This is a genomic window from Symploca atlantica LB2515 (assembly GCF_052546295.1).
This window is the reverse complement of record NZ_JBQWMT010000001.1, coordinates 1,722,848-1,748,689: the sequence shown is the minus strand read 5'-3', so window position 1 is coordinate 1,748,689 and position 25,842 is coordinate 1,722,848. Positions and strand designations below refer to the sequence as shown.

Here is a 25,842-nt window from a genome sequence, read left to right as displayed (position 1 = left end):
CAACTCTACACATCCAGACAAGGCTCCAGGGCAATACCCAGACTACTGTATGGAGTCTGGGGAGCATGTTAAACAGTTAAAGTTTCATTAGTGATGCACTTTTTCGCGCACTGTCTTGCACAAGCTTTGCAGCCAACGCAGTTTTCTCGGTTGCTAATGCTCATTACTCTACGAGCTTCGTCTTCATCGCCTTCTTCTTCTATAACTTCTCCATCTTCGTTAAGTGCTAGTAGCTCAAGCACATCACGACCACATATTTTAAAGCATCTGCCACAGCCAAGGCACTTGCTCCAGTCAATGTTTTGAATAAATTCAGGAGTCCAAGTATTACCGCCAAAAGTTACGCCAGTTAATGTTGACATGGTGTGTTCTACCTCTCCAACTTTATACGAAGGTCTGCTTTCTCTTCACAAATACTAGCCTGAAGTCCTAGTTTTTTTTATTAAAAGATGCTGCGTATATAGTTAAGAAAATTGTTTTTTTTTGACACTAAATTTAGTGTATTTGTTTATACAAATAATTTATTTTTAATTAGTTGCAAATAATTTTCATCATTTTTCTAATAACACAGATTCTTATATAGGATAGTAGAAAAAGCAACAGTTTTCTTATTTTTTAGTTCAGAATGAGTATAAATAAATGCAGATGAGCGGCATAGAAAGTTATGGCATTAGAGGTGAGTGGCAAAGGCTGATAGCTAAGAATTACCTAATACCTGACGAGAGAGTCCTCATCGTTATCCTCAAGGATTAATGAGAAAAATCAACCACAGGTGCACACAGACGAAATAGTAAATTTTTACAATTCATCTAGGACTGCTACCAGTATATTTAGCTTGATCTGCTTACTTGGTTAGAGTTTGATTACTCCTAGCAGCCAGTTTACAATTGTGAGGCTAATAATAGCCATGAGTATCACAAATAAAATTAATCCCCCCAACAGCAAGACAAGAAATAACCAATCAACTTTTTGTCTGGTAGGAGAAACATTCAAATGCGCTTCTAGCAGGGCAACATTTTTGGCATTGGCTTTCCACCCGACATCAACCAAATCTCCCAGCACTGGTACGGAACCGGCTACTGTGTCTAAAACAATATTGGTAGCCATTTGCACTAACATGGCTCGTGGTACACCTAGGCGCGAGGCTTCTAGAACTATATATGCTGAAAGGATACTTGCCAAAATATCACCCCCTCCTGGCAATAAACCTAGTACAGGATCTAGACCAATACGGTAAGGTGTCCCTGGAATGGCAATGGCATTATCGAGTAGGTGGCTCAACTGGCGTAGACGCCTAAGAGTAGGCATTCGGGAGTCGAGTGGTTGGTTGGAAGGTCGAGGATTGAGTGGTGGCATGGCAAAAAAAAAGAGTTAGCAAGACAATAATAGTAGAGCAACTGAGTTGGTAATTTTTGCCGTAAGCTTTTGAGTAATTAAGGTGCCAAACTAACAGACAATTGATTTATTAAATCGGTCAGCAATACGATCTATACAAGTTAGCATTTAAGGGTTTTATCCGTGCAGTGGAACACAGAAGGAGAACCTATCGATGAGTAGTGATATCACTCGGTGGTTAGCCGAAATCAGGGAACTAAAGCAGCAACTAGCAGACAGCATTAGGGATCGCCAGGCAGCGGATGAAAGTGCGGCTAGTTGGCGTAAACTATACACTACCGAGGCAGAGCAACGTCGTATTCAAGCACGCCTTGCTCAACAGCAAATAGAAGCTCTCCAAAGAAAAGTTCAGCAACTACAAGGAGAGAGTGATCGAATTAAATCGGAAGATCCAGAAGCAATGTCGGCAATTGAGCAGGAAGTGGCACAACTGCTCACTATTGAGGAATTGAAAGCAAGGCTGACTGAGATCATGCTCGAACGCGATCGCCTTATCGATGCTTTAAAGGCTGAGCAAACTAATCATGTTCAAACTCGCAAAAGCCTAACTGCTGTGATTGGGGATACTATTGACCAGCTCTCAAAACAACGTGGTAATCACCATTGAGAACTAGAAATTAAAAATTAGAATTTCTTCTGTTAGTTGGTGGGTATTTCCCACCCTTCTATTTAAGATTGATCATTAATAAATTAGGACTTTACTTTTTTACTAAAATAAGTCCAATTAATTTTAATTTAGTATTTTTTTAATTTTGCAGTCCCATAACTTGGGCCACTGCTGCTGTTGTGGGTGCAATTCCTTGCTTGAAGGGGTTATTGCTATGTTGAATTGCAGTATCTGGATCTTTAAGACCGTTGCCAGTAAGAACACAGACCACTGTGGCACCGCTAGGCACCTGATCTTTGACTTTCAACAAACCAGCCACAGATGCTGCACTAGCAGGTTCACAGAAAATTCCTTCTTGGGATGCCAATAGCCGATAAGCTTCGAGAATTTCCGCATCAGTGACACTGTTAAACTGTCCCTGACTAGCTTGTTGGGCCGCAATTGCTTGCTGCCAACTAGCTGGATTACCGATACGAATTGCTGTAGCTAAAGTTTCGGGATGAGGAACAATTTTGCCGGTGACGATGGGAGATGCGCCGGAGGCCTGAAATCCCATCATTACGGGTAAGCGGTCGCACTTACCCTGCTGATGGTATTGGCAAAATCCCATCCAGTAGGCGGTGATATTCCCCGCATTGCCTACGGGTATACAAAGCCAATCTGGTGCATTTCCTAGAGTGTCTACTACTTCAAAAGCGGCTGTCTTCTGACCTTCTAGGCGATAGGGGTTAACTGAGTTGACTAGCGTGACAGGATACGTAGAAGCCATCTCCCGCACAATTTTCAAGCAGTCGTCAAAGTTTCCCTGAATCGCCAGCACTTGGGCTCCGTAAACTAACGCCTGTGCTAACTTGCCTAGTGCTACATAACCATCGGGAATAAGGACAAAAGCCTGCATACCACCCCGCGCCGCGTAGGCAGCTGCTGCTGCGGAAGTGTTGCCGGTACTGGCACAAATCACGGCCTTAGCTCCTGCTTCCTTTGCCTTGGAAACCGCCATTGTCATTCCTCGGTCTTTGAAGCTGCCGGTAGGATTGAGACCATCGTACTTCACCAATACTCGTACACCCTTACCGATCAGCTTTGCGATCGCTGGCACGGGAATTAAGGGGGTATTACCCTCTTGGAGGGTTACTACTGGCGTTGACTCGGTGACCGGCAAATAAGGACGGTAAGCTTCGATTAGACCAGGCCAGTGAATTTGCCCGGAGGCGGATTCCCCGTAAGTAGGGTTGTTGACAGGAGACAGACTTGAAGCCACTTTTTTTAGGCAAGAGTTAGTTATTGAGCAGTGAAAGTAAGTGTGAAGTGTTAAGTTTGAGAATCTGATATTTCGGTAATTGATTCAGCTATCTAACTCACTCAGGAGTTAATACTTGACACTTCATCTTTACTTTTCAGACTTTTACTTACCTCAGTTTAGCGTGATGGGTTCTGTATCACAGGTTTCTGGGGTTCTTCTCTTTTACTAGACCTGGAGGAGCGACGTTTGTTGACTTTTGGTCGTTCCACCATTGGCGTTTCAAAATCTAGTGCTGCCCAAGATGGTTGAGTTTGATCGTAGAGCATTTGCAGCGTCGCTGCTGCAATCGCTTGAGGGTCATATTCCTCGCTCAAATCTCTTACCACCGGTAAGAAGGAAGCCATCCGTTCACCTGCTAGAGCTTCGCGCAATTTGTCTTGCAGTTTTTCCAGATGCCGCGCTTCAATTTGTGAACGGCTGGGAATTCTCGATACTTCTATCTTTTGCCGCACTTTGCGCTCAATCAAGTTCAGTTTGCGCCGGTCTAGAGGTTGAATCAGAGAAATTGCTATTCCTGTGTTTCCAGCACGTCCTGTACGACCGATTCGGTGAATATAGCTTTCTGCCTGATCCGGTAGGTCGTAATTAATTACGTGAGATAGGTGATCAACATGCAGACCCCGCGCCGCAATATCTGTAGCTACAACCCAACGGACTTGACCTTGACGGAACCGCTGGAGCAGTCGCTCACGTTGGGACTGGCTCAGATCACCATGGTACTCATCTACACTGTAACCGGCTGACTGTAAGTGGGTAGTCAGTTCAGCTGCTGAGCGTCGCGTCCGCACAAAAATTAGTGCTGCTTCCGGGTCTTCCAGAGCCAGAATTGGTTGAAGAGCCCTGATTTTGGGGCAACCACGGGGAACCATGTAGACTCGTTGTTCAATCCGAGCTGGTGCGACTCTTTCTTGCTTAATGGTTACTGTGACTGGCGATTTCAGGAATTGGTTAACTAAATCACAGATTTGTTTAGGCATGGTGGCCGAAAAACAAGCTGTCTGACGATTGCTTGGAGTTTTTTTGAGGATTTTCTTGACATCATCAATAAATCCCATACTCAACATTTCATCAGCTTCGTCGAGTACCACCCAATTGATCTGATCAAGTTTTAGATCGCCCCTGTCGAGCAAGTCAATTACCCGTCCGGGTGTACCTACGACGATCTGGGTTCCTCGTTGCAGCCGTCGAATTTGCCGATCCATCGACTGACCGCCACAAACGGTGAGGATTCCTAGTCGGCGGTCGCTATTAAAATCGCGAATCGCATCATTTACTTGAGAGGCTAACTCTCGTGTCGGTGTTAAAATGATCGCTTGTACTGCTGGGTTCTTGAGGTCAATACTTTCCAGCATTGGTAGCGAGAAGGCAGCTGTTTTACCAGTGCCAGTTTGAGACTGGGCTACCATATCGCGTCCTTTGAGCAGTTCGGGAATTGCTTGGACTTGAATTGGCGTTGGTGTCGTAAAGCCTAATTGTTCCAGTTCTTGGACACGAGCTTCAGACAGGCCCAGGCTTTGAAAAGAAAGGGTCATAAGTTACTTTTCGCTGTTAATTTTCAGTTTTTCGGAGTCTAAAAGTTATTTGTCAATAGCCGGTTCTCAGTAGCTGGTTATTTAAAAGACCGAGAACAAGAACCAATAAGGTTACACGATCAGCGGCTAATTGACAACTGGTGATTGGGGATTACGCATCCATGGAGGTCGTAGACTTCGGCGTCAGTGATTTCTACGGCCACGATTTTCCCCAAGGGGGCTTCGCCTCGGATGTAGACCAATCCATCTATCTCAGGTGCAAACCGAGCAGAGCGACCAATTAATTCACCCGTTGCAGGATTTTCTTGCTCAACTAGCACATCAACCACCTTACCTAGTTCACCCTGATTTTTTTTCAGGGATATGGGCTGCTGGATTGCCATCAGGGCATCCCGACGACTATCCATGACATTTTGGGGTAGTTGGTTGGACAAGTTGTAGGCTGGAGTTCCTTCTTCTGGGGAAAAGGTAAAGACACCTACATGGTCAAACTCGTGATTTTTGACAAATTTGAGCAAATGTTCAAAGTGCTCATCTGTCTCACCAGGAAATCCCACAATAAACGTAGTCCGCAGCACCGCATTGGGCAACGCTGTTTTAATCCGCTCGATGATAGCGTCATTTACTTTCCCCTGCCAGGGTCGGTTCATGGCACGAAGGACTTCCGGGTGTGAGTGTTGCAAGGGCAAATCCAGATAAGGAAGAAGGTTCGGAGTTTCCTGAATCGCTTGTATGACGGGTGGTGTCAAACCAGTTGGATAAGCGTAGTGCATCCTAATCCAAGGAATGTCTACTTCACCCAATGCCCTTAACAATTCGGCTAGCTTAGGTACACCGTAAATATCTAAACCGTAGTTAGTGGTGATTTGGGAAATTAAGATCAACTCCTGGACACCTTCCGAGGCCAACTGTTGGGCTTCGGTAACAAGAGATTCAATGGTGCGGGAACGCTGAGCCCCCCGTAGCTGAGGAATGATACAAAAAGCACAGTGGTAATCACACCCTTCCGCTATGCGCAAATAGGCAACGCCCTCAGATGTTGTACGGTAACGCGGTGTCGTTTCGTCGGCAATGTAGGTAGGTTCAGCCGAAACTTGCTTGACACGCTCACCAGTCTCTACTCGTTGAATCACATCAACTATTTGGTTGTAGTCACCGGTTCCCACCACTGCCACCGCTTCTGGCAACTCTTCCAAGAGTTCTTGTTGAAAGTGTTGTGCCAGACAACCAGTGATGACTATTTTTTTGTTCTCTTCCGCCAATTCTACCAATGTGCGGACTGATTCTGCCCTAGCAGCTTCAATGAAGCTACAGGTATTAACTATAACATAGTCAGCTAATTCTTCGTTATTATCTACCGGGTAACCTGCCTGTACCAACAGCCCCAGCATGTGTTCGGTATCTATACGGTTCTTTTCGCAGCCTAGATGAGAAAATGCAATTGTTGGCTTGTTGCCCATGCGGTTATTATTCTTTATGACTCAGGAGAGTGGCGGAGCGCTATTGTCGATGAGAATTCTACAACATATAAGCTTTTTTAGTTCACCCACACTCCACCAGTCAGGATGTTCTTTATTCTATTCATCAACTCTGTTAACCATTGTAGATAAAATTTGAGTGAGATATCTAACAAACTGGGGAAGCATTTTTCAATGGCATCATGGGCAAATTAATTATAGAGAGTCCGGCTGGTCAGATCTCTACTGTTATCTTTGGGGCATCAGTACTTAATTGGCTAGAGAACGATTTGCCCCAGTCAGGATATTTCCACAAGGCTATTGACGCCACGAAAACCCTGAACCCATAAGGGAGAAAATCTACAGGTTGGGCAAAAAGTAGCCAGTGTTTTCAGGTAGACACGTGAAATTAGAGCAAATTTTCAAGACACCGAATCCAATCATTGGAGTTGTTCATCTACTGCCGCTCCCAACATCTCCCCGTTGGGGGGGGAGCCTCAAAGCAGTTATCGACCGCGCAGAGCAGGAAGTGACAGCACTAGCTTCGGGAGGGGTAGATGGTGTAATCGTTGAGAACTTTTTTGATGCCCCATTTACCAAAAATCAGGTAGATCCAGCAATTGTCAGTGCCATGACGCTAATCGTCCAACGGCTGATGAATCTGGTAACTTTACCGGTGGGGATCAATGTTTTGCGCAACGATGCCCAAAGCGCCTTAGCGATCGCATCCTGTGTAAACGCCCAGTTTATCCGCGTTAATGTTCTCACTGGGGTTATGGCAACTGACCAGGGATTAATTGAAGGACAGGCACATCAGCTACTCCGTTACCGTCGGGAACTCGGTAGCGATGTCAAAATTTTGGCAGATGTTCTAGTGAAACACGCACGCCCCCTTGGTTCCCCGAATCTCACCACAGCGGTGCAAGAAACCATAGAACGGGGCTTAGCGGATGGCGTTATTCTCTCCGGTTGGGCAACGGGTAGCCCTCCCACTCTAGAAGATCTAGAACTGGCATCTGCCGCAGCTAGAGGGACACCAGTCTTTATTGGTAGCGGTGCCAACTGGGAGAATATTTCCCACTTGATGCAAGCAGCCGATGGCGTTATTGTCTCAAGTTCTCTCAAGCGACGTGGACGTATCGAGCAGCCCATTGACCCCGTCCGTGTTAGTCAGTTTGTAGAAGCAGCGCGACAAAGTGCTGCGCCAATGACGGAACCAAAACCCGTCTCCTCAGTCAAGCTACATTCATAGATAAGTTGAGCGTTTAACTAGTAACACACTGACCACTAATACCTAACAACTGATTATGAGTCGCCGACGTTCTGCTCCCTGGATTCATCGCTGGTCTCGTCAGTTAATCGGCGCGATCGCTATCACAGGAGCCTTGTTAACTGCATATCTAACCGTGGTTAAACTCACTGGTGGTGCTGCTGCTTGCGTAGCTGGTGAGGCGGCTGCCGGGGCTACCAACTGTAACAATGTTCTCTCTAGCCCCTACGCTACGGTTTTTGGTTTGCCTCTAGCCTTATTTGGCTTTCTCGCTTACGCCAGTATGGCAACTTTTGCTCTGGCTCCTCTGGCTTTGCAGTCAGACCAAAAAAAAGCACTGCGTTCTCAATTAGAAGACTGGACTTGGCTGTTGCTCTTTGCTGGTGCCATCGCCATGACCATTTTCAGTGCTTATTTGATGTATATCCTGGCTTTTGAACTGGAAGCTTCCTGTCCCTACTGCATTGGCTCTGCCTTATTTTCCCTGAGCATGCTGACCTTGACGATTCTGGGCCGTAGTTGGGAGGATATAGGTCAAATTTTCTTTATTGGCGTTGTTGTGGGCATGGTGACGCTGATTGGCACCTTAGGTGTATATGCCAATGTGGGCGAGCCAACAGCAACTTCAGAAGTAGCTAGCGGTGAGATTCCGATTGCTTCTGGTCAGCCACAACCAGCAATCGGTGGTTGGGAAGTTACCACTACTTCTGGTGAAGCCGAAATCGCTCTAGCACGCCATCTGACAAAAATCGGTGCTAAGAAATACGGTGCTTACTGGTGTCCTCATTGCTACGAACAGAAGCAGTTGTTTGGCAAAGAGGCATCCAGTGAAATCAACGACTTAGAGTGTGCTCCCAATGGCAAAAATGCCCAGCCACAAGCCTGTAGCGCTGCTGAAGTTAACTCTTACCCTACCTGGGAAATTAATGGGAAATTAATTCCCGGAGTCCAAACCCTGGAAGAACTAGCTAACTTAAGTGGTTATCAAGGTCCACGAGACTTTAAGTACTATTTGCCAGGGAATTAGCTTAACTAAAGCAGCCAAAAACCCTGTAATAACAGAAGACGCACTACTAACCTTTGAGAGCAAAGGGGTAATTGGTAATTGTGATCAGAATTGGCAGGGAAACTAACAAATACTGATCACCTCATGAAGCTCCTCCACCTGCCTATCGGCGAGGTGGAAGTGTCTATGCTAACTTAGGACGGTCGTTGTACCACAAGTCACATAAACAAGCCCAGCTTCTAGGCAAGCGTCCAGAGTTTTTACTGGGACGCTTCTCGTAGTCCTTTCGGCCATCGAGTTTAAGCCAACCTCTAGCGGCAATGTTGTAAGACCCATTGAGGTCACAGTTGTAGTGCTTGCCGTTTTGGAATGTGGCTAATGCATAATTTTTAGAGTCACGCTGGAGTGTTCCCGACCCATCAAAAGCCAACTTAGATGTATAGGCAGCAATGACAGTTACTGTCTTGCCTCCCATCTCAGCCCACTTAGATTGAGTTAGGTTCACAATTAGGCTTTTTAGCCATCCGTGAAACCGTTGTTTTAGGGTTGAACGTTTCTTTCCTCCCTTGGGTTTCCACCCCTTTAAATCCTCAAAAACAATAGCATCAACACTATATTCTTGAGCAATCTGAGTAATGCGTTGAGAAACGATATGCCCAATCTGTTGGTTAATGTTGCGGCACTTGCGGTAGATGTGCTTGCAGAAACCAGAATTAAGTTTTCCGCCTTTTCCCATCGTCTTTTTGGCACGCATGGAAACTGATTTCAGTCGCTTGTCACGTCGGTCTATGTCTCTTCCTGGATGAATAAATTCACGATGGATTACAGTACCGTTGCGACTCACTACTGAAACAGTGGCTGTGGTGTTTAACCCCAAATCGACAGCCACAACAAAACCCGTTCCCCTCACTTTTTCTGGATGACACTCGAACGGCACCGATAGATGGCAGCGTTTACCATCAATGATGAGTGAGGGAGATTTTATTTTGTTGTTAGCAACTAAATGGCGTTCACGCCAAGAAGTAATCTGAATAGTTGTCCAAATCCAATCTTTCCCTGTGAACACCTTTATCTCGACCTGTTCAAAACTATGTAGTTTGAAACATTGCCCTTTGTAAAGAGCTGGATAGCATCCCGCCTCGGAATTGAGGATTGGTGGCTTGGCATCTCTACGATGACGACTTTGGCCGGACTGCCAGTTCCGGTATCTGGTCATATAGCTACTGACTTGTCCTGCTGCAAACATAATGGCAGCACGGCGCAGGTAGCTAGGGAATTTAGGGAATGCCTTGTTAATTTGAGGGTATTTCGGATGAGGATTCTTGGTCGTAGCATGTACCAGCCTTTCGACAGCAGGTACAAGATTGTCGCTACTCAATGTTCCCAATTTAACCCAATGGGTACAGACTACAGTTACTAAAAAACGGCATAAACGACGATACTCCCGAACAGTGTTAAGCATGTACTGCTTTTGCTCACTGTTTGGGGCGAGTTGCCATTGATCCGTTCTAATTGTTTTAGCTACTGGTTTCTGTGCCATAGTCTACAGTGTAAGTCATAGAGTAGACTGATGACAAGAACCCTTCGCTCCTTTGCTCATAGTGTCTGTAGTATACACATCCACCTGGTATTTATTACGAAGTATAGGCACTCGGTACTAGATGAACAGATGGAGTCTGACATTATCCAGATATGCCGAAGCATTTGTGAAAAAAATCGCTCTTACCTAATAGAGGCAAAAGCTGACTTGACAACCAAAGACCACATCCACTTATTAATAGATATGGCTCCAGATGTCTCTATCTCGAAACTTGCTAACACAATGAAAACTGTCAGCAGCAGGGAGATTAGGAAGCGATACACAGAAAAACTTAAACCCTATTACTGGAAACCTGTATTCTGGAAACGCGGATATTGTGTTGTTTCTGGTGGTGGGGGAACCCTGGATGTCATCAAATCCTATATTGAGTCTCAAGGAAAAGATGACTGACTTCGTTCGGCTAACCCCCACCTGTTACCGAGGTGGGGCAGTGCGCCTCACAATTTGTTCAAATACCGATTATCCCTTAACAATTTTCTGACCTGACAAGACCAATATAAACGGACGGTATAGTATTCATTTGTTATATTAGGCATCTGCACAATTGATTGAAGACAATTAATGATGCTCTTGGAGAATTAGCTACTAGTAACATCAGGGTAAAAAAGATACTGAGTGTTTCTCAGCTCAAGCTATCAAACCATCTCTAGACTTCACAATTTAAAATCGTACCCTTCCAGATGTAGATCACTGCGCTCTTAAGAGAATCCTCAAATCGGGTAGATGTTAGAAGCAAGTCTGTTGAAGCAACTGAAGCTGTGGATTAAGCACAAGAGCCCGATATTAACAGTCGTTGCTGGTGTCACAGTTACTCTGATACTCCTTCGCTTACTGGGGATACTACTCCCATTAGAGTTAGCCGCCCTAGATCAAATTTTTCGCTTACGTCCCCCAGAAGCCTCCGACGAAAGGATCGTCATTGTCGCAATTGACGAGGCTGACCTCAGCCAGGTAGGAACATTTCCTCTTCCTGATCAAGTGATTGCTCAGCTACTGAAGAAGTTAGACAGCTATCACCCAAGGGCTATTGGTTTAGACATCTATCGCTTTAGCTCAGTTGATCCCGGTCGCGAGGCATTTGTCAAAGTTTCCCAAAGCATTCCCCATTTAATTGGAATTGAAAGATTAACAGATAACAGTAGTGTGGGGGTTCCACCTCCGCCAGTATTGAGTCAACGCCAGCAAGTGGGCTTCAACAACGTTGTTGTGGACGCCGATGGCAGAATACGTCGCAATTTGCTCTATTGGCATGCACAGGGAATTGTGCATCAAAGTTTTGCACTACAGTTAGCGTTGATTTATCTGAAAAGGGAAGGAATTACACCTCAACCAGCCACCGCCAATCCCCAAGATTTACAACTAGGTCAGAGTGTTTTTCACCCTCTTGAGCCATCAGACGGTGGCTACGTACACTCAGACACCAAAGGCTATCAAATTCTTGCCAACTTTCGACGCCCTGGTAAATTTCGCACTATCTCGATGACGGATGTCCTGAAAAACCAGTTACCCCAAAGTTGGCTGCATGATCGCATTATCCTGATTGGCTCGACCGCAGATAGTTTTAAAGATTTTTTCTACATCCCCTACAGTGGGGGACTGTTGGGGACGGCAGAACCAATTTTTGGAGTTGAGCTACAGGCTAATTTTGTCAGCCAAATTCTCAGTAGTGTCCTAGACCAACGTCCTCTGCTCAAAGCTTGGTCGGAACCTTGGGAATGGCTATGGATTCTCGGTTGGTCTGGTGTTGGTGCTACTCTCATCTGGCAAATACAACCGCATTTACCCACCAAAGTTGCGAGGGATAGTGATCCTGAAAAACCAATATCGGAACCTAAAACTATTCCCAAAGCGCTATCGCTGTGCAGTTTATTTACTAGGCTTTTCCTCGTCAGTGCTGGGCTTTTTGGTAGTTGTTACTTCGCTTTTGTCGCAGGTTGGTGGTTACCTTTGATTCCTGGTCTTTTGGGGCTGCTGGGTTCTGCTACTGTGATGCTTAGCCAGGCATTACTGAGCGCCATCAGAGACCTTAAAGAACGGCAGCAGCTAGAGGAAAAACTCCGGCAAGTAGCTATGGAGTTAAACCTCTCTAATAGTGAGCTACAGCTTTCGGGAGAACAATGGCGTTATCTAGCTAATCACGATCCTCTGACAGGTCTTGCCAATCGCCAACAATTTCAGGAAAAACTCAGTCAGTGTTTGGATTGGGCTAGCAATCACAAGCAATTGGTAGCACTGATGTATCTTGATTTAGATGGCTTTAAGCAGGTCAATGACACCCTGGGACACAGCACCGGGGATCAGCTACTTCAGGTCGTTGCCCAGCGACTGACTAGTAGCTTGCGTGAAAGTGATATTATTTCGCGTTTAGGCGGAGATGAATTTACAGTTATTCTGCCGGGAATTCCCCAAGAGGAATATGCAGCTAAAGTTGCGCAAAAGATTCTTGGACTTTTTTCTCAAGTTTTCGTTTTAGAGGGAAAAAATGCAACTGTCACAGTTAGTATTGGCATCAGCATCTTCCCCTTTGATGGAGAAGTAGAGGAAAGCTTAATTGAGAAAGCTGACACCGCTATGTATCGTGCTAAGCAATTGGGTCGGAACCAATATCAATTCTCTTCTTTAAACTGTTCCTCTTCCTGAACAACATTCGGTGATATCGATGGAAGTACCAATGATTTGCTCCGGTAGACCCTCTGGAGTTCTGCTGTAAACTGCTTCAAGGCTGCGGAACCAGCGCCACTGACCTTGGGCATCTTTCATCCTGAACTCGTTTTCAATCACTTGATCATCTTGAGCTGAGTTCCATTGTTCTGCCCCCGGGTCTAGTTTTGCCAGGTCTTCGGGGTGTAGAAATTTTTCAAAAAATGCTTTCCCCAGCTTCGGCATAGCTTCCGCTGTCTTGCCGTAAAATTTTTGGGCTTTGTGGTTCAAGTAGACATAGCGCTTTTGAGCCACGTCTTGGATGTAAATCAAACTAGGTGCGATTTTTGTCAGCTTCTCAATAAAATGTTGGCTTTCTTGCAATGCCGATTCGGTCTGCTTGCGCTCAGTAATATCGCGGATGAAGCTTTGAATAGCTAGTTGACCATCATATTCAATTACTCTGCTACTAACTTCAACCGGCCTGACCGTTCCATCTTTGCTGATGTGAATGTGTTCAAAAATTACACTGCCAGTTTGCCATAACTTCCTTAACACAGCTTTCCGTCGCTTAGGATCCATGGGCGGGCTAATTACCTCCGTAGGCAAGCTCAGAAGCTGTTTGCGGGTATAGCCCAAACGCCTTGCACCGTGTTCGTTGACATCTAAAAGGCGATGGGTAGAGTGATCAGTGATAAAGATGGAATCTTGAGCCCATTCAAACAGGTTGCGATAATTTTTTTCTGATTCCCGCAGTGATTCTTCTACCTGCTTGCGTTCGGTAATATCCCTGGCGGTATATACCACTGCTTCAACCGAACCGTCAGCATCATAGATGGGGCTGAGGATATATTCGTAGTCTCTGGAACCATTGACAGTGGGCAAAGTGATTTCCGCTGCTACCGACTGCCCTGTAGCAAAGACAATTTGGCGTTGTGCCTCAAAAGGCTTCATCATCTCGGGTGGCAAACCCAGTTGCTGCCATGTCTTGCCGTAAAGTTCGCTCCCCTCAAATCCCAAGGACTGCATAAAGGCACAGTTAGCGTAAGTGTACCTCCCTAACCTGTCGTACATGCAGACGTGATCTATGGATGCTGAAAGAACCTGATCGAGAATTCTTGCTCGTTGCTCAACTTTATCTACTAGCTGTTGCAGGCTCTCTTCTAATTCATTATGTCTGCCACTGCCAAGTTTTGACTCTGGGCTAGCTACTTGGTCAGTATCTGCCTTATCGAGCAATTCACTAACTGCCTGAGACTGAGCAACTTTAGGTTGTCCTACGGAGATTTCCTCAAATAGCTCTTGCCCACCAACCAGAGTCTGATTACTCTGCTCTAAAGCTTGTGCCTTGTTTTCCGACGGCAATGCCTCAGATGCCAACTCGACTAATCGCTTATTCAAGCAGGCGACTTTCTTGCTTAAGGCTTCTAGTTGATTGTGAATTCCTTCCAGTGAAGCTGGTGGCATTTCACCAGCAGGCAAGCCGAAAGCTTCTTTAAGAACCTCAACTATCACCGCTGTTCTAGTCCTGCCTGTCGCCTTGGCTTGAGAGACAATCGCCTGCATCAGGTCTTCCGGCAATCTGAAGGTTACTACCTTGCTAGACATTTTCTGTACCGTTTACAACATCAATAAAGCTGGTTACACCTAATGCTGATTTTTTGGTGTATTTCGCCAGCTTCTCAGCATCAATGGTGGGTATTATATCGTAATACATTTTGCTGTTATCCAGCAACTAAATTCGGCTAATTTCAATTCATATTTTGAAGGCAAATTTCTCTAAATCATTGCTTATTTCGATTGGATAACTCCTAGATAGTTTTTGTTGGATTATGATTGTTGCCCTCGATCATTCATATAATGCTCAAAAATTCCATTTATGCCAATAATTCCCTCGTTTGAAGCCAATACAAATTGAAGTAGATCATACACTAAAAAAAGAACTTCAGAGATCAAAAACCATCAAAAGTAGATAAGGAAATTAGTAAGGGTAGGTATAACAATCTTCCAGCCATATTCATAAGAGTCTACTTGGACTCTTATAAGAGCCTTGGAAATTACCTGAAATCTGGCTTAACCTTACTTTCCTCGGTGAGTTAGCAGCAAAGATTACCCTCAAGGGCAATGCCCAGACTTAGGGTTTGGCTGTGATTATGCTGCCAGGCTAAATGCATTATAAATTGCCTTTAGGTAAATATACCGTAAATGCACTGTAAATATTTGATAAACTTACCAATTAACCTCGAAGGGTAAAGTTATTCTAATCATCTTTTGCCGATCGTCTTAGTGACCCTTTTCCTGAGATTTATTCAGTTTTATAAACATTACGTGAAAGCCTTGTAAAGCTTTGCTCAATGCTCTTAATTCTGTCAAATGCAGTGAATATACTGAATTTATACGACACCACAAATACTAATTTACGCCTATGTATGTTTCTTGTTGGCTTACCACTGTTGCTAGTTTACTATTTAGTTTACAAGTGTTGGCTTCACAGGTTGTCAGCACCCAGGCAGTAATTAGTTCATTGAATAAGATATTAGTTGATCAATCATTAGTAACTTACTATAGCAACAATTATCCAGTGTTTGAGCAACGTGCTCAGCCGACGGTCAAATATCAGCCTGTAGATAACGGTCATCCAGACCGCACTCAAAGTTCCGGAACCTATATTTAGCTTCACAAGATATTCCAGAAAAGGTGTGTCACCACTCTAAAATTTTGTGGTCACAAAATAAAAGGGTAAAAAATTAAGAAATTAAGGAAAGCGTCATACCAATAAGCAACTTTGTTCCTGATTTTTTGATCTCTTTATCTCAAAAAAAGGCTGGTGACTCGTGATTGGCGGCCCGACACCCTGACGCTTTTTCCCCCTCCGCTTTGTCTCTAGCTCCTGATCGGCAATGATTTCCACCACCTATTATCTTGAACTAATGTATGAACCTGCCAGTTAGGTTCTGTCTGAGGACAATCAAGTCGGTAATGTCCGCCCCGACTTTCGGTGCGAAAAGCAGCACTTTGAAGAATTAAATAAGCCACATCCAATAAATTGTAAGTTTCTCCCCAAGTCCGCAATTGTCGATCAGCATCGGCTAAGTCAAACCGGAGAGTTTTCCTAGGAGATAAATTCAACAATTGTTGGCTCAAAGGCAGAGCAGTAAATTCCTCTCGCAATATCTTAACCTGTGCGATCGCACTCTCTAAAACCGCCTGGGAGCGACAAATTCCAGCACTTTGCCAGACTAGGCGCTGTAGTGCGACACGCATTGTTACCATTTTTTCTTTTTGAGTTATCCAATCAAACTCAGCCAAATTTTCCCCGATCACCGCTACATTGTGAACAGACAAATCATCAACTGTTTCGCTCACCTTCTCAGGTGTGAGATGACGCAGTTGAGCCCCAAAGACCAAACATTCCAGTAGCGAATTGCTAGCGAGACGATTAGCACCATGAACTCCAGTGCTTGCAGTTTCTCCAACGGCATACAAACCAGGAATCGAGGTACGGTTCATCAAATCCGTTGCAATTCCTCCCATCCAGTAATGAGCGGCTGGTGCTACGGGAATGGGTTGCTGGAAAACGTCAATGCCCCACTGCTGACACACCTGAATAATATTAGGAAATCGGTAGCGAATTTTCTCATCGGGAATGGGTCGTAAATCTAAATAGACATGGCTAGTAGCTGGGTCAGTGGTACTTTTTTGTAAATGGCTAAAAACCGCCCGACTGACAATATCCCTAGGTGCTAGTTCTCCAGCCGGGTGATAATCAAAACCAAAGCGCACTCCCTGAGCATCTACTAAGTGAGCACCTTCTCCTCTCACGGCTTCGCTGATCAGGAAGTGAGGAGCACCAGCTTTGGTTAAGGCCGTGGGGTGAAATTGCACAAATTCCAAGTCTCGCAACAGAGCTCCCGCACGCCAAGCAATCGCCACCCCATCTCCGGTGCTGACTTCAGGATTAGTTGTCTGAGCAAATACCTGACCGCCACCACCAGTTGCCAACACCACTGCACCCGCCCGCACCCAAGTCATTTGACCTTGGTAAACTAAGCTGATCCCTTGACAATGACCAGTTTGAGGGTTGAGCCATAACGAGACAGCAAACGCCTGCTGCAACACCGTGATATTCTGGCGATTCAGAACCTGAGCCGTCAGAGTGCCAACTACCGCTCTACCCGTGGTATCAGCCGCATGAAGCACGCGGGGACGAGAGTGAGCTGCTTCTAAGGTTAAAGCTAAATTACTCCCCCTGCGGTCAAAGGCAACCCCCATGTCTACCAAAGACTCAATACAAGAGTGTGCTTGCTCCACCAGAAACTTGACAGCAGCTAAGTCGCAAAGACCAGCGCCAGCCTGCACCGTATCTTCAACGTGCAGTGCTAATGAGTCCTTTGGGTCAACTACTGCCGCAATGCCACCCTGAGCCCAATCACTAGCACCAGTGGATAGGGTATCTTTTGTAATTAAGCCAACATGCAAATTTTCTGGCAGACAAAGCGCCGCATAAAGCCCAGCTGCACCAGCACCCACCACCAATACGTCAAACTGGGTGGGAAGGTTTGGCTGAGGTAGAGAATTAGAGAGGGGCTGATTCAAGGAAAGAACAGTTCCTACATAAATTTCATAAATTCTAATAAATAACCCACTCCCTGAAGGAGTGGGTTGAACTAAATAATTTAGCAACCAGTGTTTTTTAGTAGATGCCGTTATTGATGCGGTCGTCACCCTCGACGTAAGCTGACTCAGGATTAGTCACGGCAAATTTATCGAGGTTGGCTTGCAGCAGTGATTGCTGACGTTCGCTCAGACCAGGAATCTTTAGAACATCCTCTACCGAATTGTAGGGAGCATTATCAACAACTTTTCGAGCCAGGTTAGGATACATGCCTCGATACTGACGAAAGGCTCGCACATTGGTATTGTTCAAGTCGATTTTTTCGCCAAACTCGGTGGCTAATTTTTGGTCAGCGGGATTACGCAGGGATGCATCGGCGAGCAAAACCTGTGATGATTGCCCATTGATAGTAATTAAAGCCTCTCCGTCAGCCAAAGGCTTCGGTGAAGCGCTAGCACTTTGGGGCATACCTAGCCAGCCAAAGCAGCTTACCATCAGACTCAAGACCACTAGTAGCCTAACTACTTTTTTCATCAATCCACTCAACTCCTTCCTTACAGAAAACAGGATGAAGAGAGTAACACCCCTCTTCAATTAGCTTAACTTTTGTTTTCAATCATCTCATTTTATCTAAGCATTATATGAGCAAAGCGTTAATTTTATTTACTAACGAGGCTCAAACCACCATTACTTGTCTCCCCTGTCTCCCCTGTCTTCAGCTAGTAGCTTCAGGCGTGGCGCTTCAAAAATATAGCTAAAATCTGAAGTAATAGTAAATAAATTTAACAGCCAAGAGTTAGATCAACGTTTTATGGGAACATATAAAGCCGTCTCCATCGAGATTCAAAAGGAAATCTAGTTATGACTCTGCGATTAGGTGATACGGTACCCAACTTTACTCAAAACTCTACTGAAGGCGAAATCAACTTTTACGATTGGGCAGGAGATAGCTGGGTAGTACTATTTTCCCACCCAGCGGACTTTACGCCAGTTTGTACTACAGAATTAGGCATGGTTGCCAAGCTTAAGCCTGAATTCGATAAACGTAGCGTCAAAGCACTAGCCCTGAGTGTTGACGATGTTGATTCCCACAAAGGCTGGGTAGGAGATATCGAGGAAACCCAAAAGACTACTCTCAATTATCCGATTTTGGCGGATCCGGATAAAAAAGTGTCTGATCTCTACGACATGATTCATCCCAACGCCAACAGTACCTTGACAGTACGTTCTGTTTTCATTATCGATCCACAGAAGAAATTGCGGCTAGTTTTAACTTACCCTGCTAGTACCGGTCGCAATTTTGATGAAATTTTGCGGGTTATTGACTCCCTGCAACTGACAGATAACTACCAGGTAGCAACCCCGGTTAACTGGCAAGAGGGAGGCGACTGCGTAATAGTCCCTTCGATTAAAGATCCAGAAGAGTTGAAGCAAAAATTCCCCAAAGGTTACGAAGAAATTAAGCCTTACCTAAGGATGACGCCCCAGCCTAACAAGTAAAGGGTTTAGTAGGGTGGGGAATGCTCACCCTACTGGCTGATAAACTCAATTAGCTACCAAATAGGATATGGATATCAAAGCAGGCTTTGTAGGAACCGTTGGCAACACACCACTGATCCGGTTAAACAGCTTTAGCGAACAGACTGGCTGCGAAATCCTGGGTAAAGCCGAGTTTCTTAATCCGGGCGGCTCTGTTAAAGACCGGGCAGCACTTTATATTATTGAAGATGCTGAAGCCAAAGGTTTACTCAAACCCGGAGGCACCGTAGTTGAGGGAACGGCTGGCAACACTGGTATTGGTCTAGCTCATATCTGTAACGCTAAGGGATATAAGTGCCTAATTATTATCCCAGATACCCAGTCTCAAGAGAAAATGGACGCTTTGCGGACACTGGGTGCCGAAGTGCGTCCTGTTCCTGCTGTGCCTTACAAAGATCCTAATAATTACGTCAAACTCTCGGGACGTGTTGCCGCAGAAATGGAAAATGCTATCTGGGCAAATCAGTTTGACAACTTAGCAAATCGGCTGTCTCATTACGAAACCACAGGCCCGGAAATGTGGGAGCAAACGGGCGGTAAAATCGACGGCTGGGTTGCTGCTACGGGTACTGGCGGTACTTTTGCCGGTGTCTCTCTGTATCTCAAAGAAAAAAACCCTAACATTAAATCGGTGGTAGCTGACCCCATGGGCAGTGGACTCTACAGCTACATTAAAACTGGTGAAATTAATATAGAAGGCAACTCAATTACAGAAGGCATCGGTAACAGCCGCATCACCGCTAACATGGAAGGCGTCCCCATCGACGATGCGATTCAAGTCGATGACCACGAATGTATAAGGGTGATTTACCAGCTACTCAGGGAAGATGGTTTATTTATGGGTGGCTCTGTGGGCATTAATGTAGGAGCAGCAGTGGCTCTTGCTCAAGAAATGGGGCCTGGTCACACCATTGTTACTGTTCTTTGTGATGGCGGTGCCCGTTACCAGTCACGGTTATTTAATCAGGAATGGCTGGAGTCTAAAGGACTTTTGCCGGATTAAATAGAGCGCTTCTTCGGATGATTATTAGAGCTTGACAGGGAGTTGAGCAAGCAACCAGGGCAGCAAGTCACCCATTAGTTTTGCCTGCGAGAGAATCATGGTTGAGCTATGAATATTTCTACAAAACCCGCTTTTTCCGAATTAATTAATGATGAGCATTCCAGAAACTGCTAGACAGGTACTGGTATGTCAAAACCGTAGCTGTCGTAGACATGGTGCAGCCGCAGTATTGACAGCTTTTCAAAAATCACCAATCAAGGATGTCAGAGTTATTAGCAGTGGTTGTCTGGGGCAATGTGGCAATGGACCGATGGTGCTAGTGATGCCAGAACAAGTTTGGTATAGTCGTGTCCACCCTGACGAAGTGCCTGTGGTGGTTGAACGACATCTAAAAAATGGGCATCCTGTGCAGGCAATGCTCTACCCTAAGTATCCCCTTGATCAGCACTAATCTGGAGCACCGCTCCGCAGAAATCAACAATGAAGAAAACTACTCTCGATGCTTAAATCTAATTGATCTCAAGGGTAAACTACCTTCAAGGGTATTCATGGGTTAGGAAAGGGACATCAACAACTTCCCCCTCAACATCTCCCACTTTTACCTGAAGACCAACACCACCTGCCTTAGTTCGGATATAAGCTAAAGCAAATCGTCCAGAGTCCGTTTCCGTAAAACTAGTTAGCTGGCCCACTTTTTCTCCATCAACAGTAACGCTACTTCCAGGAGAGGCTGTTCCCTGTAGGTGAACACCCCAAAGTTGCTGCTTAACGCCTTTATAGGTATTTAACCGCGCAATAGTTTCCTGACCAATGTAGCAACCTTTCTCCAAGGAGATGGTCTGCCATAAACCGGCTTCTAAGGGATTGTAATCATCAGTCAGTTCGTGTTCAGGAACCGGACGTCCTTGCTCAATTCGCAATTGTTCCCAGGCGCAATTGCCTATTGGTATTGCTCCAGCCTTCTTTAGCTGTTCCCAAAGTCCAGCAGCATCCTGAGCAGATACAATCACAGTATATCCCGGCAAGGCTAGACCGTTGCCCACAGCAACACGTATCTTCACCTCACCCAGGGTTAGCTGTTGGTGACTGGCATAAGCTTGAGCAGTAATCTCAATCCCCAACTGTTTCAAGAGGGCATCACTTTCTGGTCCAATCAGGCTAAAAACCGCACTCTCGCTGGAAATATCTTTTAAGGTAACCCGATCCATGGGAAAAATATAACGATCTAGCCACTCGATCAACTGCTGACGGCGATTAGGAGAGACGAGAACTAGCACAGCATCTGCTGTCACATAAGCAGTTGCGAGGTCAATTGTGCGAGCTGTGGAAGTCACGAAAACAGTATCACAGCCTTGGCCTGGTTGGAGCTTTTGGAAGTCATTGGTACTTTGATTATGTAGGTAACGTAATCTGTCTTCATCACCGATACACAGCAGCCCCCAATGGGATAAGTCAAATAGAGCAACACCCTGATTTACTGCCTGAAGCGCCGCAGTGTCATTAGCAAAACTAGCTGCAACCATAACATCAGCAACTGGCTCAAATATCGCCCCAGCAGTGAGCTGTATATCTTGTAATTCTTTAATCATTGTTAGCTGCTTTTCTCTTCAAATTATCTACTGCCCAGGAGTTATCAAGCTGGTAAATCTGCGAATAATTTTGCCACCAAATCTTGTGCCTTGGCGTCCAACATCTGCCAATCAACTTCACCAGCTTCATCAATTAAGCTAGTGTCAATCTCGATTTCCTGGCTTTCTTGTTCATGATGTGTAGGATTGTACTGGCAAAAACATACTTGGTAACACAGTTCCCATAAATCAAAACAGAGTGAGATATCTTGGCGTTGTAAACACATCTGATAACCTGGTATCGGACTTGTGACATCTTGATAAGTTGCCTTCCAGGTCGTTTGTTCAAGCTGTTGGCGTATCTGATCTAGTAGGCGAATGAAAGCCGGTTGCATCAGCATTTGTGCCTGTTGCCAAGCAACAGTATCTTTAAATTTTGGTTTCATAAATCCACTTAAAAGCCAAGGAACTAGCGGCAAGATAATGATCAAGAACTACTCTTGGTTGGTATTTCCTCTGCTAGACTCCGATATAGCAATCATAAAGGAGGGTGCGATGTCGCCAACTGTCACACCCAAAAAACCCTCGCCTCGACTAGTTTAATGGCTTCCCGACGCTATCTCTTGCGTGATCAGAACCACCAAAAAAATAATTGGTACACTCCTGAAACATCTTCCTCTGGTGTGTATGTCAAGATCTATAGGTGTATTAGGAGGCGTGTCACCCCATGTTAGGCAAGCTACTTGACGGGCGTTACCAAGTTACTGAGGTTCTCGGTGCCGGGGGATTTAGTAAAACCTACCTAGCGCAAGATACTAAGCGTCCAGGTAACCCCATCTGTGTAATCAAACAACTCAAACCAGCTAATAGCGACCAGAATTTTTTGGAAATTGCCCGACGCCTATTTAGGAGCGAAGCCGAAACCCTAGAGAAGTTGGGAAATCATGACCAAATTCCTCGGCTACTGGCTTACTTCGAGGAAGACCAGGAATTCTATCTAGCACAAGAATTCATTGAAGGACATACTCTAAGTCAAGAGCTACAACCAGAACAAAAGTGGCCTGAGAGCGAAGTAATTGAACTGCTACGAGAAGTGCTGCTGATTTTAGAATTTGTCCATAGCCACAATGTCATTCACCGCGATATCAAACCTGACAACATTATCCGACGTCAATCAGACAACAAATTAGTCTTAGTGGACTTTGGTGCTGTTAAGCAAGTGAGCTCTCAGCTTACTGGCGGTTATGGAAAATCCGGCAACACTGTCAGTGTCGGTACTCCCGGCTACATGTCCAGTGAGCAAGCTTTGGGTCAGCCACGTCCTAGTAGTGATATTTATGGACTGGGTATTATTGGCATTCAAGCCCTCACGGGTATGCTACCGGATCAGCTCCCAGAAGACCTCAGCACTGGTGAAATTCTCTGGGAACATTTGGTGGTGCCAGTTAGTCGGAGTTTCGGCAGTGTCCTGACTCGCATGGTACGTTACCACTTCAAAGACCGCTACCAGTCGGCAGCCGATGCTATGCTGGCGCTGCGGCAACTGCAGTCTCCCCAATACCAAGCGAAGCGTTATCCTGCTGCTCCTAGATACTCTTCCAATAATAGTGTTCAGACTCCTAGACAAACTTTGCCGCCACCACTACCAGTGACGCCTTCGGTTCAGAGAACCCTGGTTGCTAGTCCTGGTTACACTCCCAAACCACCAGGCACTTCTACCTCTCGTCTGGCTCATGCTGCTACCTCTGACCACCTCCCGGTGTTTATTGGTATTGGCTTGGCGCTAGCTGTTGGGGCATTAGGCCTAGCCTATGGCATACGCCAAGAACCATTGACTTGGATCAGCGATCGCATTATCACTAACAAAGATGCGAATTCACAAGCTAATTGTACGGTGGTTAATGCTGGTTTAAATGTTCGTTCAGAGCCTACTGGTGGTAAAAACAATGTCGTTGAAATCGTTAAACAAGGTACTAACCTGGCTCTGACTGGTCAAGAACAAAATGGCTGGGTAGAAATTAGCTCTCCAGTCAAAGGGTGGGTGTTTAATGAGAATAGATATATTAACTGCACCTCACCAAGTCAGACACCTATTGCTACTGCCGCACCTACTACTGCCCCCGTTGAGACTGTTAAACCGAAACCACCAGCAGTAACACCAAAGCAGACAGATGGTGACTCAAGCACGATGGAACAAGCAACAGATAAGTACCAGGAAGGAGACTTAGAAGGCGCGATTTCCGACGCTGAGTCAATTATTCCCGGTACTGCCGCTTTCAAAGATGCCCAAGCGAAAATTCAGCAGTGGCGGGAGGAATGGTCAGCCACTAAAGAAAAATTCGATAAGGTGAAAACAGCCTATGATGAGGGTCGTTGGGCTGATGTAGTGATTATTGCCACAGACAGCGATTTTCCAGAACAACGCTATTGGCCAGAGATCTTAAAACAACAAGTTGAAGAAGCCAAACGCCGCGCTAATCAAGCAAGTCCCTTACCCCAAGAACCTAGTCCATCTCAACAGCCAAGACCTCAAGAGTCGGTAGGGAGACAACCAGCAGCATCCCAGGAACCTAGGTCATCAGCTCATTACGTGCTGATTAATGATACTAGCGATCGCACCCTACAAGAAGTACAGAAAAGCTTTCCTAATGCTTTTGTGGCTGACTTTTCCGGTCTTACAGGTATTCAGGTAGGAGTCTTTGAAAATAAGGTTAATGCCCAAAGATTCGCAGGGGAACTCAAGCAACAAGGCTTTCCTGTATCGATTTATAGTCGCTAGGGCAAGCACAAGGAAGCTTGCCGTATTCAAGAGTGAAGGATGAGTTGGACTAAATAACCGTTAAATTACCATTTTCGTTTTATTATCCTAAATTTTTTCTTTCTGAGTTGATCCTTCACTGTTTTTACTTAAAGTCTTTGTCGATTTTTGTCCCAGTGTGACACCCTGGTAATGAAAGCGCTTCTTGGTTTAAGTCACATGCAGGACTCTGGCGACTATTACAAAATTCTGGAAGTTTCAACAAAAGCCACCGCTGAGGAAATTAAAGAAGCTTACCGGCGTCTTGTACGCAAGTATCATCCTGACTTGCATCCAGGAAATCTAGCTGCAGAAGAGAGATTTAAAGAAATTTGTAAAGCTTATGAAATCCTCTCTGATTCAGTTGAGCGCAGCCAGTATGACCAAAGATTTAGACACAAAAAAAGTAAACCTCAAGGGATGAGTCCCCAAGATTTCTATGTTCGGGCCATCGGCAAAGCTTTAGAAAGAGACTATCCGGGAGCGGTTGCAGATTACACCCAGGCTATTGAGGGCAATCCTCGTTTTGTTGAAGCTTATCTAGAAAGAGGGGCAACACGCTACAAACTCGGAGATGCTCGTGGATCTCTCCAAGATTGTAACCAGGCATTACAAATTAATCCCAATTTGGCTCAGGCTTACTATTACCAAGGTAGAGCACGCTACAAACTAGGGTACACTTCCGCAGCGATTAAAGCTTACAGTAAAGCAATTCACCTCAAACCCGACTATGCCCAAGTCTATTATCACCGGGGTCTAGCTAATCACGAATTGGAAGATAACATTCTTGCTAGCGAAGATTTACAAAAGGCGGCAGAACTTTTTCGTAAGCAAGGTGATAAGACGGGCTACCAGCTAGCCCAAGCCACCCTGACAACACTCCAAGATAATCGGGGAAAATTCAAAAAATCTTCCAGGAAAAACCCCCCAGCAGCCGTGAAGAGTTTGCTGACTAATCTAGTGCAAGTTTCCTTCTCTTTAGTCGTTAATCCTGCTGGAGGAATGTTGTCAGGTTATGCCAATCTTGAGAAGCGACAGGCGTTAGCAGTAGGGATTGTCTTTGCCGGAATTTTCAATTTCTGTTTTGTTTTTTGGTCTTATGTCGGTTGGCGCAATATCTTTGAGGCTTACCTATGGGAGCTGATGAGTGTCGGGTTAGTCCCGTTTTTTACCTTGGTGGCGATTGGTAGCATAGCACGGGTCGTTTCTCGCAGTTCCGGTAGTTTAGCTGGTGATATTTATCTCGCTGGTGCTTCCCTTTTACCGTTGGGTTTTCTGGCCCTAGCAAGCAGTGGCTCTACGGTTTTAGGCTCTCAGGTAATGCTAATTATCGGTGTATTTGCTAGTTGCTATACGGTTCTCATCCTTTACAGCGGCTGCACTCAGATTTCTGGTATGTCTGATACGGTAGCAGCTCTGACCTTACCTGTGATGTTACTAGTAAGTGGTTGGTTGACTTATTTGGCTGTGACGGTGATTTTGTAGTGTGCAGGTTTTTCGAGGAGCCTGG

At 45.4% G+C, this 25,842-nt stretch carries 23 protein-coding genes; 12 read left to right on the top strand and 11 right to left on the bottom strand.

The features are described 5' to 3' along the window. Nucleotides 1-68: 68 nt before the first annotated feature. Together fdxB and ACT7WV_RS07450 are read right to left on the bottom strand one after the other, a co-directional pair. Nucleotides 69-362, bottom strand: a complete 294-nt coding sequence (gene fdxB, locus ACT7WV_RS07455; protein ID WP_445102294.1) for a ferredoxin III, nif-specific — start codon at nt 360-362, stop codon at nt 69-71. 490 nt (nt 363-852) lie between these two features. Further along, nucleotides 853-1,356, bottom strand: a complete 504-nt coding sequence (locus ACT7WV_RS07450; RefSeq protein ID WP_445102293.1) for a DUF4112 domain-containing protein — start codon at nt 1,354-1,356, stop codon at nt 853-855. A 193-nt stretch (nt 1,357-1,549) separates the two neighbouring features. On the opposite strand from ACT7WV_RS07450, the gene ACT7WV_RS07445 reads away from it, so the two are divergent. After that, on the top strand, nt 1,550-2,002 hold the full coding sequence (locus ACT7WV_RS07445) for a hypothetical protein (protein WP_445102292.1): 453 nt from the start codon (nt 1,550-1,552) through the stop codon (nt 2,000-2,002). A 139-nt stretch (nt 2,003-2,141) separates the two neighbouring features. Here ACT7WV_RS07445 and thrC read toward each other — a convergent pair whose 3' ends face one another. The 3 genes from thrC to rimO all read right to left on the bottom strand — a co-directional run bounded on the left by thrC (nt 2,142) and on the right by rimO (nt 6,297). Then, complete coding sequence (gene thrC, locus ACT7WV_RS07440; protein ID WP_445105599.1) at nt 2,142-3,251, bottom strand: threonine synthase; 1,110 nt, start codon at nt 3,249-3,251, stop codon at nt 2,142-2,144. Nucleotides 3,252-3,421: 170 nt separating this feature from the next. Further along, nucleotides 3,422-4,837, bottom strand: coding sequence for a DEAD/DEAH box helicase (locus ACT7WV_RS07435; protein WP_445102291.1), 1,416 nt, complete (start codon nt 4,835-4,837; stop codon nt 3,422-3,424). 119 nt (nt 4,838-4,956) lie between these two features. Next, nucleotides 4,957-6,297 (bottom strand): 30S ribosomal protein S12 methylthiotransferase RimO, encoded by a 1,341-nt coding sequence (rimO, locus tag ACT7WV_RS07430; protein WP_445102290.1) that lies wholly within the window; start codon nt 6,295-6,297, stop codon nt 4,957-4,959. Between the two features lie 200 nt (nt 6,298-6,497). Here rimO and ACT7WV_RS07425 point away from each other — a divergent pair, with 200 nt between their 5' ends. From ACT7WV_RS07425 to ACT7WV_RS07415, 3 genes are read left to right on the top strand one after another with little or no spacing between them, the layout of a single operon-like run. Then, nucleotides 6,498-6,644 carry a hypothetical protein gene (locus ACT7WV_RS07425; protein ID WP_445102289.1) on the top strand — a complete coding sequence of 49 codons (147 nt, stop codon included), beginning with the start codon at nt 6,498-6,500 and terminating at the stop codon, nt 6,642-6,644. A gap of 53 nt (nt 6,645-6,697) precedes the next feature. Further along, a complete protein-coding gene (btpA, locus tag ACT7WV_RS07420) occupies nt 6,698-7,546 on the top strand; it encodes a photosystem I biogenesis protein BtpA (protein ID WP_445102288.1) in 849 nt (282 codons plus the stop codon). Between the two features lie 55 nt (nt 7,547-7,601). Beyond that, a complete protein-coding gene (locus tag ACT7WV_RS07415) occupies nt 7,602-8,591 on the top strand; it encodes a vitamin K epoxide reductase family protein (protein ID WP_445102287.1) in 990 nt (329 codons plus the stop codon). A gap of 163 nt (nt 8,592-8,754) precedes the next feature. On the opposite strand, the gene ACT7WV_RS07410 is transcribed toward ACT7WV_RS07415, so the two are convergent. Further along, nucleotides 8,755-10,110 carry an IS200/IS605 family accessory protein TnpB-related protein gene (locus ACT7WV_RS07410; protein WP_445102286.1) on the bottom strand — a complete coding sequence of 452 codons (1,356 nt, stop codon included), beginning with the start codon at nt 10,108-10,110 and terminating at the stop codon, nt 8,755-8,757. Between the two features lie 30 nt (nt 10,111-10,140). Here ACT7WV_RS07410 and tnpA point away from each other — a divergent pair, with 30 nt between their 5' ends. Then, a complete protein-coding gene (gene tnpA, locus ACT7WV_RS07405) occupies nt 10,141-10,560 on the top strand; it encodes an IS200/IS605 family transposase (protein ID WP_445102285.1) in 420 nt (139 codons plus the stop codon). Nucleotides 10,561-10,893: 333 nt separating this feature from the next. Then, complete coding sequence (locus tag ACT7WV_RS07400; RefSeq protein WP_445102284.1) at nt 10,894-12,810, top strand: CHASE2 domain-containing protein; 1,917 nt, start codon at nt 10,894-10,896, stop codon at nt 12,808-12,810. Here ACT7WV_RS07400 and ACT7WV_RS07395 read toward each other — a convergent pair. Next, complete coding sequence (locus tag ACT7WV_RS07395) at nt 12,790-14,418, bottom strand: PAS domain S-box protein (RefSeq protein ID WP_445102283.1); 1,629 nt, start codon at nt 14,416-14,418, stop codon at nt 12,790-12,792. The two genes, ACT7WV_RS07400 and ACT7WV_RS07395, sit on opposite strands and share 21 nt — an antisense overlap. Nucleotides 14,419-15,235: 817 nt before the next feature. Here ACT7WV_RS07395 and ACT7WV_RS07390 point away from each other — a divergent pair. Further along, nucleotides 15,236-15,484, top strand: coding sequence for a hypothetical protein (locus tag ACT7WV_RS07390; protein WP_445102282.1), 249 nt, complete (start codon nt 15,236-15,238; stop codon nt 15,482-15,484). A gap of 209 nt (nt 15,485-15,693) precedes the next feature. Here the strand turns inward: ACT7WV_RS07390 and nadB are convergent, their stop codons facing one another. Further along, complete coding sequence (gene nadB, locus ACT7WV_RS07385; RefSeq protein WP_445102281.1) at nt 15,694-17,406, bottom strand: L-aspartate oxidase; 1,713 nt, start codon at nt 17,404-17,406, stop codon at nt 15,694-15,696. A 97-nt stretch (nt 17,407-17,503) separates the two neighbouring features. After that, nucleotides 17,504-17,959, bottom strand: a complete 456-nt coding sequence (gene psbU / locus ACT7WV_RS07380) for a photosystem II complex extrinsic protein PsbU (RefSeq protein ID WP_445102280.1) — start codon at nt 17,957-17,959, stop codon at nt 17,504-17,506. A 327-nt stretch (nt 17,960-18,286) separates the two neighbouring features. Between psbU and ACT7WV_RS07375 the strand changes: the two genes are divergently transcribed. From ACT7WV_RS07375 to ACT7WV_RS07365, 3 genes are all read left to right on the top strand, one after another. After that, on the top strand, nt 18,287-18,925 hold the full coding sequence (locus ACT7WV_RS07375) for a peroxiredoxin (RefSeq protein WP_445102279.1): 639 nt from the start codon (nt 18,287-18,289) through the stop codon (nt 18,923-18,925). Nucleotides 18,926-18,992: 67 nt separating this feature from the next. Beyond that, complete coding sequence (locus tag ACT7WV_RS07370; RefSeq protein ID WP_445102278.1) at nt 18,993-19,967, top strand: cysteine synthase A; 975 nt, start codon at nt 18,993-18,995, stop codon at nt 19,965-19,967. A gap of 151 nt (nt 19,968-20,118) precedes the next feature. Beyond that, on the top strand, nt 20,119-20,418 hold the full coding sequence (locus tag ACT7WV_RS07365) for a (2Fe-2S) ferredoxin domain-containing protein (RefSeq protein ID WP_463424230.1): 300 nt from the start codon (nt 20,119-20,121) through the stop codon (nt 20,416-20,418). An 85-nt stretch (nt 20,419-20,503) separates the two neighbouring features. Here ACT7WV_RS07365 and ygfZ read toward each other — a convergent pair whose 3' ends face one another. Both ygfZ and ACT7WV_RS07355 read right to left on the bottom strand, forming a co-directional pair. After that, on the bottom strand, nt 20,504-21,556 hold the full coding sequence (gene ygfZ / locus ACT7WV_RS07360) for a CAF17-like 4Fe-4S cluster assembly/insertion protein YgfZ (RefSeq protein ID WP_445102276.1): 1,053 nt from the start codon (nt 21,554-21,556) through the stop codon (nt 20,504-20,506). A 44-nt stretch (nt 21,557-21,600) separates the two neighbouring features. Next, nucleotides 21,601-21,981, bottom strand: a complete 381-nt coding sequence (locus ACT7WV_RS07355; RefSeq protein ID WP_445102275.1) for a hypothetical protein — start codon at nt 21,979-21,981, stop codon at nt 21,601-21,603. A gap of 281 nt (nt 21,982-22,262) precedes the next feature. Between ACT7WV_RS07355 and ACT7WV_RS07350 the strand changes: the two genes are divergently transcribed. Together ACT7WV_RS07350 and ACT7WV_RS07345 are read left to right on the top strand one after the other, a co-directional pair. Next, nucleotides 22,263-24,314, top strand: a complete 2,052-nt coding sequence (locus tag ACT7WV_RS07350) for a protein kinase domain-containing protein (RefSeq protein ID WP_445102274.1) — start codon at nt 22,263-22,265, stop codon at nt 24,312-24,314. A 171-nt stretch (nt 24,315-24,485) separates the two neighbouring features. Continuing rightward, nucleotides 24,486-25,817 (top strand): DnaJ domain-containing protein, encoded by a 1,332-nt coding sequence (locus ACT7WV_RS07345; protein ID WP_445102273.1) that lies wholly within the window; start codon nt 24,486-24,488, stop codon nt 25,815-25,817. Nucleotides 25,818-25,842 lie beyond the last annotated feature (25 nt).

Bases quoted from the DNA above. Each gene is read 5' to 3' on its own strand.
- ACT7WV_RS07415 (WP_445102287.1), top strand. From the start codon at position 7,602: ATGAGTCGCCGACGTTCTGCTCCCTGGATTCATCGCTGGTCTCGTCAG.
- ACT7WV_RS07450 (WP_445102293.1), bottom strand. From the start codon at position 1,356: ATGCCACCACTCAATCCTCGACCTTCCAACCAACCACTCGACTCCCGA.
- psbU (WP_445102280.1), bottom strand. From the start codon at position 17,959: ATGAAAAAAGTAGTTAGGCTACTAGTGGTCTTGAGTCTGATGGTAAGC.
- ACT7WV_RS07355 (WP_445102275.1), bottom strand. From the start codon at position 21,981: ATGAAACCAAAATTTAAAGATACTGTTGCTTGGCAACAGGCACAAATG.
- rimO (WP_445102290.1), bottom strand. From the start codon at position 6,297: ATGGGCAACAAGCCAACAATTGCATTTTCTCATCTAGGCTGCGAAAAG.
- ACT7WV_RS07395 (WP_445102283.1), bottom strand. From the start codon at position 14,418: ATGTCTAGCAAGGTAGTAACCTTCAGATTGCCGGAAGACCTGATGCAG.
- ACT7WV_RS07445 (WP_445102292.1), top strand. From the start codon at position 1,550: ATGAGTAGTGATATCACTCGGTGGTTAGCCGAAATCAGGGAACTAAAG.
- fdxB (WP_445102294.1), bottom strand. From the start codon at position 362: ATGTCAACATTAACTGGCGTAACTTTTGGCGGTAATACTTGGACTCCT.
- ygfZ (WP_445102276.1), bottom strand. From the start codon at position 21,556: ATGATTAAAGAATTACAAGATATACAGCTCACTGCTGGGGCGATATTT.
- ACT7WV_RS07365 (WP_463424230.1), top strand. From the start codon at position 20,119: ATGAGCATTCCAGAAACTGCTAGACAGGTACTGGTATGTCAAAACCGT.
- tnpA (WP_445102285.1), top strand. From the start codon at position 10,141: ATGACAAGAACCCTTCGCTCCTTTGCTCATAGTGTCTGTAGTATACAC.
- ACT7WV_RS07370 (WP_445102278.1), top strand. From the start codon at position 18,993: ATGGATATCAAAGCAGGCTTTGTAGGAACCGTTGGCAACACACCACTG.
- ACT7WV_RS07375 (WP_445102279.1), top strand. From the start codon at position 18,287: ATGACTCTGCGATTAGGTGATACGGTACCCAACTTTACTCAAAACTCT.
- ACT7WV_RS07345 (WP_445102273.1), top strand. From the start codon at position 24,486: ATGAAAGCGCTTCTTGGTTTAAGTCACATGCAGGACTCTGGCGACTAT.
- ACT7WV_RS07435 (WP_445102291.1), bottom strand. From the start codon at position 4,837: ATGACCCTTTCTTTTCAAAGCCTGGGCCTGTCTGAAGCTCGTGTCCAA.
- ACT7WV_RS07410 (WP_445102286.1), bottom strand. From the start codon at position 10,110: ATGGCACAGAAACCAGTAGCTAAAACAATTAGAACGGATCAATGGCAA.
- ACT7WV_RS07425 (WP_445102289.1), top strand. From the start codon at position 6,498: ATGGGCAAATTAATTATAGAGAGTCCGGCTGGTCAGATCTCTACTGTT.
- ACT7WV_RS07390 (WP_445102282.1), top strand. From the start codon at position 15,236: ATGTATGTTTCTTGTTGGCTTACCACTGTTGCTAGTTTACTATTTAGT.
- ACT7WV_RS07400 (WP_445102284.1), top strand. From the start codon at position 10,894: ATGTTAGAAGCAAGTCTGTTGAAGCAACTGAAGCTGTGGATTAAGCAC.
- ACT7WV_RS07350 (WP_445102274.1), top strand. From the start codon at position 22,263: ATGTTAGGCAAGCTACTTGACGGGCGTTACCAAGTTACTGAGGTTCTC.